The following is a 13,504-nucleotide window of genomic DNA, read 5'->3' as shown; positions in this document are numbered from 1 at the left end:
CTCCTGCTTCATCTGTCTATATCAGGTATCACCAGGTCTAAAGTTCCCATAATAGCCATCAGGTCCCCGATCTTACTACCCCGGCTCATATGATCCAATGCCGATAAGTTCGAAAATCCCGGTGATCTGAATTTGATGCGGTACGGTGTGGTGCCACCCTCGCTAACGATATATACCCCCATCTCGCCACGCGCTGTTTCCACCCGCGAATAAAATTCTCCCTTCGGTAATTTCAGCACGGCTTTGGTTTTCGCCTGAAAATCGCCCTCCGGAATATTGTCGATCAATTGTTCAATAATGCGCACCGATTGCCGCAATTCTTTTAAGCGCACCTGGTAACGGGCATAACTGTCGCCGGCAGTTTCAATGATCTCGTCAAAATCAACCTTGTCGTACACTTCATACGGATATAATTTGCGGATATCACAGGTGACACCACTTGCCCTGCCCACCGGCCCCGTACAACCAAAAGAAATGGCATCTTCCCTGGATAACACGCCTACTCCCTTCGTGCGGTTCTGAAAAATAATATTACCGGTCACCAGGTCATCGTATTCATCGATCTTGCTGTTGAACAGTTGTATGAATGATTTTACTCTTTTTTGAAAATTCGGATGCAGATCATACATCACCCCGCCAGGCACCATATAGTTCATGGTAAGCCGGGCGCCGCAGGTTTCCTCCATGATATCATTGATCGATTCCCGTTCGCGGAAGGCATAAAAAAACGGCGTGAATGCGCCGAGGTCCATGGCCATTGCCCCCCACCAGAGTTCATGCGATGCAATGCGGGTCAACTCATCCATCAGCACGCGGATCACCTGGGCCCGCCCCGGTATTTCCAGTTGCAGCCCTTTTTCAATACACAACGCACAGGCATGGTTGTTAATATGGGCCGACAAATAATCCATCCGGCTCGTTACATAAATGAATTGCCGGTAGCTAAGGCTTTCACACATCTTCTCTATGCTGCGGTGGATATAGCCTAAATGTGGTTCAATTTTTTTAATGGTCTCGCCCTCCAGTGTGATCACCAAATGCAATACCCCATGGGTGGCCGGATGCTGCGGCCCTACATTGATGACCAGCGCAGCTCCCGCTGCATCAGCTCCTGCAGCAGCAATGTTATCAGTTTCTATTATTTGTGTTTCCCTGTACAAGCGCTTTATTTTATGTTGTCAGAGTTTGATCATATTCACCGGGTCTTCAAAATCTTTTCGCAAGGGATACCCTTCAAAATCATCTGTAAGCACCAGGCGCCGCAGGTCGGGATGGTGCAGGAACCGAACCCCAAACAGGTCAAATACTTCCCGCTCATGAAATTCAGCCGTTCGCCAGGTATCTGATACCGTTTCAATTTCCGGGTTATTTCTGTTGAGTTTTATCTTCACGACCAGCGTATGCCGGAACACGGTCGATGTAAAGTGATATACCATCGTTAAAAGCCCGCCGCCGCTGGTATCAGGAGGCGCTTGCGTTTTAGCGGCAGCCGTTGGCGGCCAGTCGACACAGGTAAGGCAAAACAAATAATCCATCTGCAGCGCTTCATTGCGCAACCACTGCGCAAAACCTTTCCATGCAGAAGCAGATACATATACATTCAACCATTCGCCGCTTTCTTCAAAAAGGGCGTCGGGTAAAAACCGGGTTATATGTTCTTTCATTGCTTCGCGGGTCATGACTGCATTGATTCTGCTCTTATTTGCTCACGCGTTAAACCAGTTTTTATTTTCTGCTGCAAGGTGATCAATGCATGCAACAGGGCTTCGGGCCGGGGCGGACAACCAGGAATGTACACATCCACCGGTATAATATGATCGGCGCCTTTTACGACAGAATAGGTGTTATAAAAGAAAGGACCGCCGCTGATGGCGCAGGCGCCCATAGCGATCACATATTTGGGATCGGCCATTTGATCATAGAGCCGTTTCAGCACCGGCGCCATTTTATTCACAATGGTGCCGGCGATGATGATCACATCCGCCTGGCGGGGCGTTGCCCGCGCCACTTCAAAACCAAAGCGTGAGAAATCGTATTTGGAAGATGCCGCCGACATCATTTCAATACCACAGCAACTGGTGGCAAACGTAAGCGGCCATAAAGAATTGGAACGAGCCCAGTTAACGATATCATTAAACGAGCTGATCATGATGCCACCCCCCGGCAGGTCATGCACCTGGCCGGGGAATGCCGTTTTCCCCCTGGATGCGGTTTCTATGTCGGTATGTAAATTGTTTTCCATATTGGAATCTTTGTTGCCCTTCTCCTACACCCCGCAGGACTAAAAGAGCCTACATCCATTGTAATGCGCCTTTCTTATGTGCGTATAAAAACCCGGTAAATAATATGAAAAAGAAAATGGCGATCTCAACAAGCGCCATTATTCCAACTTTTTTTACAACCACGGCCCAGGGATAAACAAAGATCAGTTCAACATCAAAGATCAGGAACAACAGGGCGAACAGATAATACCCCACATTAAACTGACTCCAGGGGGAGCCTTCAGAAGGTATGCCACATTCATAGGGTTGGCCTTTCTGCGCATTTACCGATCCCCTTACCAAAAATTTTGATACAAGTATACCGCCCGCCGAAAAAAGAATGGCAGCGATGGTCAATACAAGGAGCGCGACTGGTCCCATATGGCGTATTTGGTGATTTACAATCGGAATCGGCTGCTGATTCTAAATTTAGGATTTTTATTTCAAATCCAGCATGCTATAGCCGAATTAAGCAACTAACGGTCTTTGCATTCAATGAATGGCCAGGATGCGTATCGTGTACAATTGACCGATGGCCTGGAAACGCTTCAAACCGCGCTGCACTTGCCTGCTATTAAACGATTTGTAACCCGGAAATTACATGCAGGAATTTTTACGATGTGACTTGTTAACCAACTGCCTGTCAGCCCGATTTTGAACCCCAATGCATCTGCTTAACAATTCTTTTTTAAAAAATTACCCGGAACCTGTCACGTTTCGGTCCGCTGTTTTGTTTTATTACCGGAAAACGATTTAAAACAATAAATACATACAAAATGGAACAGAGAATCGCATTTGCAGACGCAACAAAAGGTTTATTCGATGGATTGTTTAAAACAGAAATGTATCTGAAAAAATCCGGCCTCGACCTTAAACTGCAGGAACTGATCAAATACCGCGTATCCCAGATCAACGGTTGTGCTTACTGCCTCGATATGCACCATAAAGAAGCCATTGCATTGGGTGAAACAGAACAACGCCTGCATTCCCTGGCTGCCTGGAGAGAATGCCCTTATTACACGGCGCAGGAAAGAGCGGCCCTTGCTTATGCCGAAGCAGTTACCAACTTACATCTGCATGGCATTACAGATGAGATCTTCCAAACCTTACACCAGCATTTTACAAAGGCTGAAATTGCCGATCTCACTATGGCCATTGCCAATATCAATAACTGGAACCGCATCAATATCGCCTGGAGAACGATACCCGGCAATTACAAAGTTGGACAATTTAACTAATCTCTAATTAAGTGCTCATGTCGAAACCACCCAAAAAATGGAAAATGGCTATTCTTATATGGATAGCCATTTATCCAACCGTTACTCTGATAGGAATACTATTCGGAAACCTGTTTGAACAAATAAACCCATTGCCTTTGCGTACGTTGGCTTCCACCATCATTGTGGTACCAATCGCCGTGTATGCACTGGTGCCCGCCTTGCAAAAATTATTGAACAACTGGCTTAGCAGATGATCATTAAACAAAAATTATGAAGAACCTGTTTTTAGCATTATTAACTATAGTAACTATGAAAGAAGGATATTCGCAAACATTTCACAATCCCGACGCTTTGTTTAACCCATCGCCCTATGGATTTTCCCATGTGGCAGTGGTGCCTGGCGGATCAAAACTGGTATTTATAGCCGGACAGGGCGGTGAAGAAAATAAGGAAGGTAAACTCAGCAGCGATTTTCGTACGCAGGTGCAACATTCCTTAAACAATATAAAGACCGCTTTGCAATCGCAACAATTAACCATGAAGGCCGTTGTAAAAGTGACAACACTGGTGGTAGATCATGATGCAGCAAAACTGAACATCATCATCGAAGAGTTTAAGAAAATATGGCCCGATAAACAATTCCCGGTAAATACCCTGATACCGGTACCACGGCTGGCATTGGATAATATGCTGGTAGAAATTGACGCAGTGGCCATTGCCAATAAATAAAATACGAGTAACACTTGGAAAATTATCAGCACATACTGTTCCCCTATGCATACAATATCCTGGGAACGACAGAAGATGCGAAGGACGCCATCCAGGATGTATTGTACAAATATTTAGCAGGCGGAAAAGAAGAAATAGCAGATCCGAAGAACTACCTGATCCGCAGCGTAATCAATCAATCGATCACCATCAAAAACAAAAGAAAAAAATTGCAGTTGGGCGATATGTGGCTGCCCGAACCGGTAGCTACGGAAGAAGCAGATACCAATATCAAACTGAATGAGATCGTTTCCTATTCGCTGCTCATCCTGCTCGAACAACTGAACGCGAAAGAACGGGCCGTTTTTATTTTAAAAGAAGCCTTCGCCTATTCGCATGAAGAGATAGCCGATACCCTGGCCATTTCCGTTGAACATTCCCGCAAATTGCTGAGCCGGGCCAAACAAAAGATCGACCAGGCACATGCACCTGTACCGGCGCCCAGGCAGGAAACGATCACCCCGGCCATTCTGGAAAAATTCATGCAGGCCATCAGGAGCCGCGATACAAAAACCCTGGAAAGTGTGCTAACGGAAGATATCGCTTTTTATGCAGACGGTGGCTCAGCGATCAAAGTATTCGCGAAGCAATGCAGGGGTATGCAGGAAGTGGCTGATCTGCTCATTTTTGTTTTTCACCGCTTCGATAACGGTTATACCTACACAATTGGGGAAATTAATCATCAACCGGCCTTATTATTCTATGATGGTGATGTGCTTAAATATTGTCAGATCTTTGGCATTGATCCACAAACCAATAAAATTTTCCAGATCAGCAATATGCTCGATCCCGAAAAATTGCGATCCATTGGCAACGGATCAAAATGAAGTATTTTGTAGCTTCATAAAAACAATTCGCCATGACAATAAACGAAATTGCCAACCGCCTGGTTGAACTATGCCGTAAGGGTGATTTTGAAACCGCCCAGAAAGAATTGTATGCAGAGGATACAATCAGCATAGAGCCATACGAAACACCCAATTTCGCGAAAGAAACAAAGGGCCTGCCCGCCATTCTCGAAAAAGGGAAAAAGTTCGAAGGCCTCGTAGAGACTATGCACAAACTGGAAGTAAGCGAGCCATTGATCGGCACAAGCGCTTTCGCCTGCACCATGCTGATGGACATGACCATGAAGGATCAGCAACGCTGGGATATGACCGAACTTTGTGCTTATGTCGTAAAAGACGGCAAGATCGTTTCCGAACAGTTCTTTGTTTAAGCCAAATAAGACCTGTCAGCTGCGCTTCACCGATACGCACCTGACAGGTCCTTATGTTATCTTACCTGGTAAAATAAGATCACTACCCCCGAACTGAAGATCTCGGTTTTTAACAATTGCAGGTCGAGTATGCCGGATAACTCCTTAAATACCGGCTTGCCACAACCGATCACCACGGGATGCACCCACATCCTGAATTCATCTACCAGCCCCAGTTTTGTTAAAGCGGTTACAATTTTTCCACTGCCATACACGATCATATCCTTTCCCTCGCGGCGCTTCAGTTCAGTGATCTCATCCCCAATATCCCGTTGCGCAATACGGGCATTGTTCCAGCTAACCGTGCTCATGCTTTTTGTGAAAACTACTTTGGGATAGCTGTTCAACATGGAAGCAAAGTCAAGGTCTTCCCGCGGCCTTATCATGTTCACCGGGTTGGTATTCCAGTATTGCGCCATCCCCCGGTACGTTACGCCACCCAATAAAATAGTATCAGCCTTACTCAACTGTTCTGCCGTTGCCCGGGCCATTTCCTCATTCCAGCTCTTGAAATGCCAGTCCAACCCGCAATCAGACGCCGACATAAAACCATCCAGCGTCACGTTCATGGATACAATTACTTTTCGCATATCACAAATCTTTATCTATTGTTACAGCTTTGGCATGGGCGCATCCAGAAAGGGCGGTACCATCGCTAACAATAGGTTAGTTTGATATATTAGTGTTACGTGCGTTGTACCGGGCAGTATGGCCAGTTGTGAATTAGGCAATCCTTTCAGGTCGGCCGGTACGCCGCCGCCGGCTAATCTGAACATTTCCACAGCATGTTCCGGCCGAACCACATCACCATCGCCAATGATCAGCAACATGGGCGATTTTATAACCTTTATCTTATCGGCCCCCCAGTCAAACTTGGTTTCATCGAGCTTCTTCACCTTGGCAAACAGCTTTGCAAATTCTTTTCTGGGCGCCAGGCTGTCATATTCTTTTTTGATCGGCGTGTTCTCAAACATCTCCGGTGTAAGCGTAGGGATCATCTCCCACATCTCTGCATAACAACCTTCGGTTTTATAAGAAGCCGCGGCCAACACCAGTTTGCGAACCAGCTGCGGGTGGCGCATGCTTACCTGCAGCGCAACACCGCCGCCCATACTATACCCAAACAGGTCGGCCTTTTTTATCTTCAGCTGCCCAAGAAAAGCAGCCACATCATCAGCCATTTGTTCATAGGTGATCGGTCTGTCGATATCAGCTGTTCTGCCGTGGCCTTGTAACTCTACGGCAATTACCTGGCGGGTTTTCGACAGTTCAGGGATCAATCTTTCAAAAGAGGAAGGAATAGCAGAATAAGCGCCATGCAACAGAACCAATGGCTCCCCTTTTCCATAAATTTCATAATACATTTTAAGGCCATTCACCGGCGCATAACCATGCTGTGCAGGATTTAGCTTTATTCCCAACGTTTTACCTACATCATTATGCCCTTGCGCAAAAGAAAATGTAACTGAATGCAGTAATACCAGTAAGACAACTAAGCTTTTTAATATCTTTTCCATTTTTATGTTGTTTTATTCTTCCCCCCAAAATTACCGACGGCAATCAGCTTTGATAGAGTGTGAAAATGACTTCCTGAAGGGTTGTTCGCGACTTTATTCTTTATTACCTTTAGGAGGCTGCTTGAGCTTTGAGCTTTGAGCCTTGTATTACGACAAATTGCTATATCATTATGAAACACGTTAGCATTCTTGTTCCGCATGATTCCGTAATGGCGAGTATTGTTGATCCCCGGATCCTTTTTACCGGTGTAAACGACTTTTTGGATGCAGCCGGTCAACCACCTGCCTTTAAAGTGCAACTCGTTGGCCTACCCAGGGAAGTGCAGCTGCACAATGGCAGTTTTACGGTGCATACCGATGTATTGCTCAGTGAGGTAAAAAAGACCGATCTCATCCTGATACCAGCCGTTGGCGGCGAACTGAGAACGGCTATCAAAAAGAATGAAGCTTTTCTGCCCTGGATCGTTGAGCAGTATAACCGGGGTGCCGAAGTGGCCAGCTTATGTATCGGCGCTTTTCTGCTGGCCTCCACCGGGTTGTTGAATGGAAAGGAATGCTCCAGCCACTGGCGTTATGCGAATGAGTTCCGTGAAATGTTTCCGGAAGTAACTTTCGTCGATGGCCGTATCGTCACTGAACAACAGGGCCTCTATTCAAGCGGCGGCGCCACCTCTTACTGGAACCTCCTCTTACACCTGGTAGAAAAACATGCCGGCCGTGAAATGGCCATCATGGCGGCCAAAGTGTATGCGCTGGAAATAGACCGTAAAACGCAATCCCCCTTCATCATGTTCAATGGTCAGAAAAAACATGAGGATGAACCGATAAAACAAGCGCAGGAATTTATTGAGAAGAATGTTACCGAACGCATTTCGGTAGAGGAGCTGGCCATAAAATATGCCATTGGTAAAAGGCATTTTATCAGGCGGTTTAAAAAAGCTACCAATAATACACCCATCGAATATATTCAACGGGTTAAAATTGAAGCGGCTAAAAAGCAGCTGGAGAGCAGCCGCAAAAATGTTAATGAAGTGATGTACGATGTTGGGTATACCGATATCAAAGCATTCCGCACCGTCTTTAAAAAGATCACCGGCCTTTCGCCCATCGAATACCGTAATAAATATAACAAGGAGGCGGTGGAAGTCTGATTGAACGCCTGATACTGCATGAACATTTCAACCATTGGCCTTTGCCGCCTGCACAGCCAGCAAATTGCCGCAACCTCTTTCAAAAAAGCCAAACAACTTGTTTCCTGGATGGGCGCCCTCCAGGCGCAGGATTATCCTATGTGCAAATGGGCTGTGGGTATCCGGCTGCCAGCGGCTACCGAAAAGACCGTAGAAGCGGCTATTCACAAAGGTGAGATCATCAGAACACATTTGTTAAGGCCAACCTGGCACCTCGTTGCGGCAGAAGATCTTCATTGGATGCTTGCCCTATCGGCTCCCAAATTAAAAGCGTCTCTCAAAGGCCGGCACAAAGAACTGGAGCTAACCGATGCCGTGCTGAAGAAAAGCAATTCGATCATTGAAAAAGCGTTGACAAAAAACGGTCATTTGACCCGCGAGGAGCTGGTAGCGGAACTGAAGAAAGCCAGGATCGCGGTTGATAATAACCGTTCTTCCCACCTTTTATTCTGGGCAGAAATGGAAGCCCTGATCTGCAGCGGCAGCCTGAAAGATAATCAACCCACATATGCACTCCTGAACGAATGGGTGCCAAAGAAGATCTCCCTCACAAAAGAAGAAGCCACGGCGCAACTCACTTTGCGGTATTTTACCAGTCATGGTCCCGCTACCCTGCCCGATTTTGTGTGGTGGTCGGGATTGAACATTACCGACGCCAGGCGTGGCCTGGAAAGTATAAAAGATCAGCTGCAGGAAGAAACAATCGCCGGCCAAAGCTACTGGATGTCGCCTGCCCTGGTAATTCCACCAGGCAAACCATCGTCTGTATATTTTTTACCAGCCTTCGATGAATATATTATCAGTTATAAAGACCGCAGTGCTATCCTGGCCGATAACTATAAAAAAAATGCTATTTGGGTAAACGGCTTGTTCAGACCTGTTATCGTTGTGAACGGACAGGCAGCAGGTATCTGGAAACGAAGCATTCAAAAAGGTAAAACCATTGTTGAGACTGAGTTCTTCAGGCCGCCTGCAAAAAAAATGACCGCACTGATCAAAAAAGCTGCAGCCGCTTATGGGCATTTCTTAGACCAGCCAATGGAATTGAAACCGGGCGTCGTTCTTTAAACAGCTATATCTTATACCGGTTGCTTTCAGGCAAAATCAAGTTTAGGGCATTGAAGCAAACAGGAAAATAATAAACAGCAAATGGTTGGGCAATATCTTTTTCATACAACAGAATGCCCGCTAAAATAAGTCATTTATGCTGTTGCGGTATCATCGTCCTGAAAGTAAGATTCACCCTGGGCCTGGTGATCCGTTTGCTTTTGGGCAGGCAATGCAGCCAGTGCCTTTGCGTGGTACCTTTCATTACAAGCAGGCTGCCATGTTCCAGCATCATCGACACTACTTCTTTCGTTTCTTTATGTTTAAAAGAGAATTTCCGTTCAGCGCCAAAACTAAAGGATGCAATAGCGGAATTTTCGCCCAGTGTTTTTTCGTCATCGCTGTGCCAGGCCATGCCTTCATCACCATTATGGTACAGGTTCAGTAAACAGGAATTATAGGTCTCACCTGTTTTCAATTCCACCAGGTCTTTGAGTTCCAGTAATTCTTTTGTCCAGCTTAATGCCTGCCGGGTGATCTTCGAATAAGTGTAGTCATAGTTATCATTCCCATACCAGGCCACTTTCCTTTTGGTAATGATATGCCTGCCGAAAATGACGGCTTCGTCGTTCTTCCAGTGAATGGTGTTTAATAACTTGTCCAGGTAATGGTCTGCCTGCTGGCGGCTCAACGGCTTGCCGTAATAATTGACCGTGCCGTCTTTCGGTAAATAGTTTATTGTTTCGTTTATATGCTGGTTGAAGAGATCCATCGGGAATCGTTTTAACTGGCTGAAGAAAGTTTGGAGGCCTCCCATCCGATCATGGCGTTCTTGCGGGTACTGCCCCAATGATAATTACCGAACTCGCCATTGGCTTTAATGACCCGGTGGCAGGGGATCAGAAAAGCCACCGGATTACTGCCGACGGCCGTACCTACGGCCCGGGAAGCGAGCGGACTGTTCAACTGACCGGCAATGCCGGCATAGGTCGACAGCTGTCCCATCGGGATCTTCAGCAAAGCTTCCCAAACTTTGAGCTGGAAAGGAGTTCCCTTTAAATGCAGTTTTATTTCATGCAGTTTGTTCCAGTCCTGCGTAAAAATAAACAGGGCATTCTGTTGAATTTTATCAGACAGCTGCTTGTATTTCGCATGCGGGAACTGGCTCTTTAATTTCAGCAGCGCAATCTCCTCTTCTTCGTCAACAAATGCCATATAACAAATGCCTTTATGGGTAGAAGCGATGATGATCGTGCCGAACGGGCTCTCGGCAAAACTGTAATTGATGACCAGCTGTTCACCGCCGTTCTTGAATTCACCCGGGGTCATACCTTCAACTTTTATGAACAGGTCGTGCAGGCGGCTGGTGCCTGAAAGGCCCGATTCAAAGGCCGCATCCACCAGCGTAACCGCGGCGCCTTTTTTTAATACCTGTTTAGCATGCTCCAGGGTCAGGTACTGCAGGAATTGTTTGGGCGTAACCCCCGCCCAGTCCTTGAACATCCGCTGGAAATGAAAGGGACTTACATGTACATGTTCAGCCACTACCTCCAGCGAGGGTTGTTCCCTGAAATGTTGCCGGTAGAAGTCGATCGCTTCGGCGATCCGGTTATAATTTATTTCCTGTTGCTTTTCCATAAACCGATTTAATACCGCAAATCTCCCCAAAGGAACAGGCCGGTAAAACCCGATTCTTGCTCATTTTCAGGCAAAAATGGCTGCATTTTTGCAAATATTTATCAATTAAATTCAGAAAACCCGGCCATCTGATCTGTTAAAAAATAGTAACTTCCAAAGGTTTGGTTACCGTTACTACGGTAAATATGGAGAACGTTTTTAAAGCAAAAGAAAATAATATACAATATGAAATTCAGCTTATCGGCTTTATTACTGCTCGTTTCTGTGTCTGTTTTCGCGCAACAAACCCTGGTGGAAAAATTTCAAAAGATCGGAAATGTAGCGCAGGCACAACAGTTCGTTGATGCCAACCCTGAAATTAAACCCGCCATTCTGCGACTGTCGCTTGGTAAAGATTCCACGCTGATCGACAAACGGTTACTGCGCCAAAAGCAGGGTGATATCTTTTCGGTAGGATACGTGACCTATAAAGTGATCGAAGCGAAGGAATCAGTGGCTTACCGTGCCAGTTACATTTTCCTCGACGGCAGCTCTTTATCCGTTTCCGAGATTGACAGCCTGAAAAAACTGATCGTGGCCAAAGCCAATGCCGGTACCCCCTGGGAACAGCTGAGCGATCAATATACCATGGATGGCAATAAAACAAAAGGCGATACCGACTGGTTCTACGGCGAGCTCATGTTCCCGAAAGAAGTACAGGATGCGGTTGCCGCACATAAAAAAGGCGATATTTTCTTCGTGGATGTATCAGAGCGCGACTGGCATTATATCATCAAAAAGACCTATGACGACCAGGTAACAAAAGACATCGTAGTACTACGTGCGAACGGACGGTAAATAAGCATTTCCCTGGTTTACAAATATTCCTGCCGGCTTATCTTGCTTAAACAAGTAGCCGGCAGGATTTTTTTTACCGGAACTATCTGTTAATTTCGGTCCCCCGGCGGGGCACTCCACTTCAACTCACCTAAAATAATTTTTTAAACAATTTCGTTTTATTGTGGCATAGTTTCCATGTCACCAGGATCTATTTTAATCTTATTGAACATGCTAATTCTACAAAACAACATGCCCCTTTTTAAGAAAACTATTCTGACCAGTATCATTATTACAACCACCGCTTTTATTGGTGTTGGACAAATAGCGGCGAGTGAAATTCAGAAGATCATCGATAAAGAAGTGCAGCTTAAAAGAACGCCCAGCATGGTAATAGGCACGATCGATGCAAGCGGCAACCGGCAGATTGTAAGCGCCGGTTCTATAAGCGATAAAAAAGAAGTGAAGCCCGACGGCCAATCCATGTATGAAATTGGTTCCATTAACAAGGTATTTACTTCGCTGTTACTGGCCGATATGGTCTTAAAGAAACAGGTGAACCTCGAAGATCCAATTTCCAAATACCTGCCAGCTACGGTAACTGTTCCTGTAGTTAAAGATAAACCCATCACTTTGTTACACCTGGCTACACACAGCGTAGGCTGGCCGCGTATGCCGGATAATTATGATCCGCAGAATCCGGATAACCCTTTTGCAGATTACACCATTGAACAACTCTACGATTACATCAGCCGGGCGCAATTTGATTATGCCCCCGGCACCTGGTTCAGGTATTCCAATGTGGGCTATGGCCTGCTTGGCCATATTCTGGCTCAGGTGGCTGGTAAACCCTATGAAACCCTGGTGAAAGAAAGGATCTGTACACCTTTAGGCCTTACCAACACCACCCTGGTGCCAACACCAGAGCAAAAAGCCAGGCTGGCCGGCGGCCATTCAGAGTATGGTGCACCGGTACAAAGCTGGGACCTGCCTGCTATTGCGGGAACAGGCGGCTTACGTTCTAATGTAAACGATCTGCTCAACTTTGCAGCTGCTAATTTGGGGCATCTTAAAACCGAACTGTATCCTGCCATGCAACTGGCGCATATCCCACGCATTCGCAAGGGCGACGCAGGCATGGAAGTTACCCTGGGCTGGACGCTGGAAAAAGCCAAGGATGGTGACGAATATTTATGGAAAGATGGCACCACGGGCGGCTACCGCGCCATCGTACTCTTGAACAGGACCAAAAAGACCGGCGTGGTGATCCTGTCAAACTCACTGAACCCCATCAATGATATTGCCTATCATATCTTATACCCGGCTGTTCCGGTAAAACCGTACAAGTATACCTGGGCTTTACACGATGTTATCCTGGAAACCGCCAAAAAGAATGTCGATAAGGCCATCGAGGAATACCGCACGATGAAGAGCAGCCGCAGCCCCGGTCTGGTCTTTGATGAAAGCCAGCTGAACTATGTAGCCAGTGACCTGCGGCAGGCGAAAAAAATGGGCGCTGCTATTAAGATCCTGGAACTGAACACCCAGGAATACCCGAACTCATCCACTGCGTTTGAAGCGCTGGCCGAAGCGTATAAAAGGAATGGCAGAAAAAAAGAGGCTATAGAGAACTATGAAAAAGCCGTACAGCTCGATCCGAAAAATGAACATGCCGCCTATATCCTGCAAAAGCTAAAAGGTGCATCCAAATAATATAACCTAACATAATAAAAAGCAAGAGGCTCCGGTGGATTTCGGGGCCTTTTGCTTTCACTGTATTCTGTATTCC

The 13,504-nt window shown here is 46.3% G+C and carries 17 protein-coding genes; 9 read left to right on the top strand and 8 right to left on the bottom strand.

What is annotated here, in order from left to right; genetic code table 11:
• Positions 1-8 precede the first annotated feature (8 nt).
• Genes JT717_RS04315 through JT717_RS04300 form a run of 4 tightly spaced genes read right to left on the bottom strand, consistent with a single transcriptional unit; the run spans position 9 to position 2,642 of the window.
• Entirely contained in the window at positions 9-1,160 is a 1,152-nt protein-coding gene (locus JT717_RS04315) for an NADH-quinone oxidoreductase subunit D (protein ID WP_205508941.1), read from the bottom strand.
• Positions 1,161-1,178: 18 nt separating this feature from the next.
• Positions 1,179-1,679 (bottom strand): NADH-quinone oxidoreductase subunit C, encoded by a 501-nt coding sequence (locus tag JT717_RS04310; protein ID WP_205508940.1) that lies wholly within the window; start codon positions 1,677-1,679, stop codon positions 1,179-1,181.
• Positions 1,676-2,242 carry an NADH-quinone oxidoreductase subunit B gene (locus JT717_RS04305; protein ID WP_205508939.1) on the bottom strand — a complete coding sequence of 189 codons (567 nt, stop codon included), beginning with the start codon at positions 2,240-2,242 and terminating at the stop codon, positions 1,676-1,678. The genes JT717_RS04310 and JT717_RS04305 overlap by 4 nt, the downstream gene beginning before the upstream one ends.
• Positions 2,243-2,291: 49 nt before the next feature.
• On the bottom strand, positions 2,292-2,642 hold the full coding sequence (locus tag JT717_RS04300) for an NADH-quinone oxidoreductase subunit A (RefSeq protein ID WP_205508938.1): 351 nt from the start codon (positions 2,640-2,642) through the stop codon (positions 2,292-2,294).
• A 395-nt stretch (positions 2,643-3,037) separates the two neighbouring features.
• Here JT717_RS04300 and JT717_RS04295 point away from each other — a divergent pair, with 395 nt between their 5' ends.
• The 5 genes from JT717_RS04295 to JT717_RS04275 are packed head-to-tail and all read left to right on the top strand — an operon-like array spanning position 3,038 to position 5,468.
• Entirely contained in the window at positions 3,038-3,499 is a 462-nt protein-coding gene (locus tag JT717_RS04295; RefSeq protein WP_205508937.1) for a carboxymuconolactone decarboxylase family protein, read from the top strand.
• A 17-nt stretch (positions 3,500-3,516) separates the two neighbouring features.
• Positions 3,517-3,735: a putative antibiotic biosynthesis monooxygenase gene (locus JT717_RS04290; protein ID WP_205508936.1), complete on the top strand. Its 219-nt coding sequence runs from the start codon at positions 3,517-3,519 to the stop codon at positions 3,733-3,735.
• A gap of 16 nt (positions 3,736-3,751) precedes the next feature.
• Complete coding sequence (locus tag JT717_RS04285; protein ID WP_205508935.1) at positions 3,752-4,210, top strand: RidA family protein; 459 nt, start codon at positions 3,752-3,754, stop codon at positions 4,208-4,210.
• Between the two features lie 14 nt (positions 4,211-4,224).
• A complete protein-coding gene (locus JT717_RS04280) occupies positions 4,225-5,076 on the top strand; it encodes a sigma-70 family RNA polymerase sigma factor (protein ID WP_205508934.1) in 852 nt (283 codons plus the stop codon).
• Between the two features lie 32 nt (positions 5,077-5,108).
• Positions 5,109-5,468, top strand: coding sequence for a SnoaL-like domain-containing protein (locus JT717_RS04275; RefSeq protein ID WP_205508933.1), 360 nt, complete (start codon positions 5,109-5,111; stop codon positions 5,466-5,468).
• A gap of 56 nt (positions 5,469-5,524) precedes the next feature.
• On the opposite strand, the gene JT717_RS04270 is transcribed toward JT717_RS04275, so the two are convergent.
• Both JT717_RS04270 and JT717_RS04265 read right to left on the bottom strand, forming a co-directional pair.
• Positions 5,525-6,097, bottom strand: coding sequence for a dihydrofolate reductase family protein (locus JT717_RS04270; RefSeq protein ID WP_205508932.1), 573 nt, complete (start codon positions 6,095-6,097; stop codon positions 5,525-5,527).
• Between the two features lie 21 nt (positions 6,098-6,118).
• On the bottom strand, positions 6,119-7,024 hold the full coding sequence (locus JT717_RS04265) for an alpha/beta fold hydrolase (RefSeq protein WP_205508931.1): 906 nt from the start codon (positions 7,022-7,024) through the stop codon (positions 6,119-6,121).
• A 170-nt stretch (positions 7,025-7,194) separates the two neighbouring features.
• Between JT717_RS04265 and JT717_RS04260 the strand changes: the two genes are divergently transcribed.
• Positions 7,195-8,175: a GlxA family transcriptional regulator gene (locus JT717_RS04260; protein ID WP_205508930.1), complete on the top strand. Its 981-nt coding sequence runs from the start codon at positions 7,195-7,197 to the stop codon at positions 8,173-8,175.
• A gap of 18 nt (positions 8,176-8,193) precedes the next feature.
• A complete protein-coding gene (locus JT717_RS04255) occupies positions 8,194-9,282 on the top strand; it encodes a winged helix DNA-binding domain-containing protein (RefSeq protein WP_205508929.1) in 1,089 nt (362 codons plus the stop codon).
• A 130-nt stretch (positions 9,283-9,412) separates the two neighbouring features.
• Here the strand turns inward: JT717_RS04255 and JT717_RS04250 are convergent, their stop codons facing one another.
• Together JT717_RS04250 and JT717_RS04245 are read right to left on the bottom strand one after the other, a co-directional pair.
• Positions 9,413-10,033, bottom strand: a complete 621-nt coding sequence (locus JT717_RS04250; RefSeq protein ID WP_205508928.1) for an alpha-ketoglutarate-dependent dioxygenase AlkB family protein — start codon at positions 10,031-10,033, stop codon at positions 9,413-9,415.
• An 11-nt stretch (positions 10,034-10,044) separates the two neighbouring features.
• Positions 10,045-10,899, bottom strand: a complete 855-nt coding sequence (locus tag JT717_RS04245; protein ID WP_205508927.1) for a methylated-DNA--[protein]-cysteine S-methyltransferase — start codon at positions 10,897-10,899, stop codon at positions 10,045-10,047.
• Between the two features lie 225 nt (positions 10,900-11,124).
• On the opposite strand from JT717_RS04245, the gene JT717_RS04240 reads away from it, so the two are divergent.
• Together JT717_RS04240 and JT717_RS04235 are read left to right on the top strand one after the other, a co-directional pair.
• Positions 11,125-11,736: a peptidylprolyl isomerase gene (locus JT717_RS04240; protein WP_205508926.1), complete on the top strand. Its 612-nt coding sequence runs from the start codon at positions 11,125-11,127 to the stop codon at positions 11,734-11,736.
• A gap of 210 nt (positions 11,737-11,946) precedes the next feature.
• Positions 11,947-13,428, top strand: a complete 1,482-nt coding sequence (locus JT717_RS04235) for a serine hydrolase domain-containing protein (protein ID WP_205508925.1) — start codon at positions 11,947-11,949, stop codon at positions 13,426-13,428.
• Positions 13,429-13,504 lie beyond the last annotated feature (76 nt).

Source organism: Longitalea arenae, assembly GCF_016924755.1.
GTDB lineage: Bacteria > Bacteroidota > Bacteroidia > Chitinophagales > Chitinophagaceae > Niastella > Niastella arenae.
Note: the sequence above shows the minus strand (reverse complement) of the source record. Positions and strands in the feature narration are given on the sequence as shown.

Excerpts from the sequence above, each read along its gene's own strand:
- JT717_RS04295 (WP_205508937.1), top strand. The coding sequence starts at position 3,038 with ATGGAACAGAGAATCGCATTTGCAGACGCAACAAAAGGTTTATTCGAT.
- JT717_RS04290 (WP_205508936.1), top strand. The coding sequence starts at position 3,517 with ATGTCGAAACCACCCAAAAAATGGAAAATGGCTATTCTTATATGGATA.
- JT717_RS04240 (WP_205508926.1), top strand. The coding sequence starts at position 11,125 with ATGAAATTCAGCTTATCGGCTTTATTACTGCTCGTTTCTGTGTCTGTT.
- JT717_RS04300 (WP_205508938.1), bottom strand. The coding sequence starts at position 2,642 with ATGGGACCAGTCGCGCTCCTTGTATTGACCATCGCTGCCATTCTTTTT.
- JT717_RS04305 (WP_205508939.1), bottom strand. The coding sequence starts at position 2,242 with ATGGAAAACAATTTACATACCGACATAGAAACCGCATCCAGGGGGAAA.
- JT717_RS04265 (WP_205508931.1), bottom strand. The coding sequence starts at position 7,024 with ATGGAAAAGATATTAAAAAGCTTAGTTGTCTTACTGGTATTACTGCAT.
- JT717_RS04260 (WP_205508930.1), top strand. The coding sequence starts at position 7,195 with ATGAAACACGTTAGCATTCTTGTTCCGCATGATTCCGTAATGGCGAGT.
- JT717_RS04235 (WP_205508925.1), top strand. The coding sequence starts at position 11,947 with ATGCTAATTCTACAAAACAACATGCCCCTTTTTAAGAAAACTATTCTG.
- JT717_RS04250 (WP_205508928.1), bottom strand. The coding sequence starts at position 10,033 with ATGGATCTCTTCAACCAGCATATAAACGAAACAATAAACTATTTACCG.
- JT717_RS04310 (WP_205508940.1), bottom strand. The coding sequence starts at position 1,679 with ATGACCCGCGAAGCAATGAAAGAACATATAACCCGGTTTTTACCCGAC.
- JT717_RS04270 (WP_205508932.1), bottom strand. The coding sequence starts at position 6,097 with ATGCGAAAAGTAATTGTATCCATGAACGTGACGCTGGATGGTTTTATG.
- JT717_RS04275 (WP_205508933.1), top strand. The coding sequence starts at position 5,109 with ATGACAATAAACGAAATTGCCAACCGCCTGGTTGAACTATGCCGTAAG.
- JT717_RS04285 (WP_205508935.1), top strand. The coding sequence starts at position 3,752 with ATGAAGAACCTGTTTTTAGCATTATTAACTATAGTAACTATGAAAGAA.
- JT717_RS04255 (WP_205508929.1), top strand. The coding sequence starts at position 8,194 with ATGAACATTTCAACCATTGGCCTTTGCCGCCTGCACAGCCAGCAAATT.
- JT717_RS04245 (WP_205508927.1), bottom strand. The coding sequence starts at position 10,899 with ATGGAAAAGCAACAGGAAATAAATTATAACCGGATCGCCGAAGCGATC.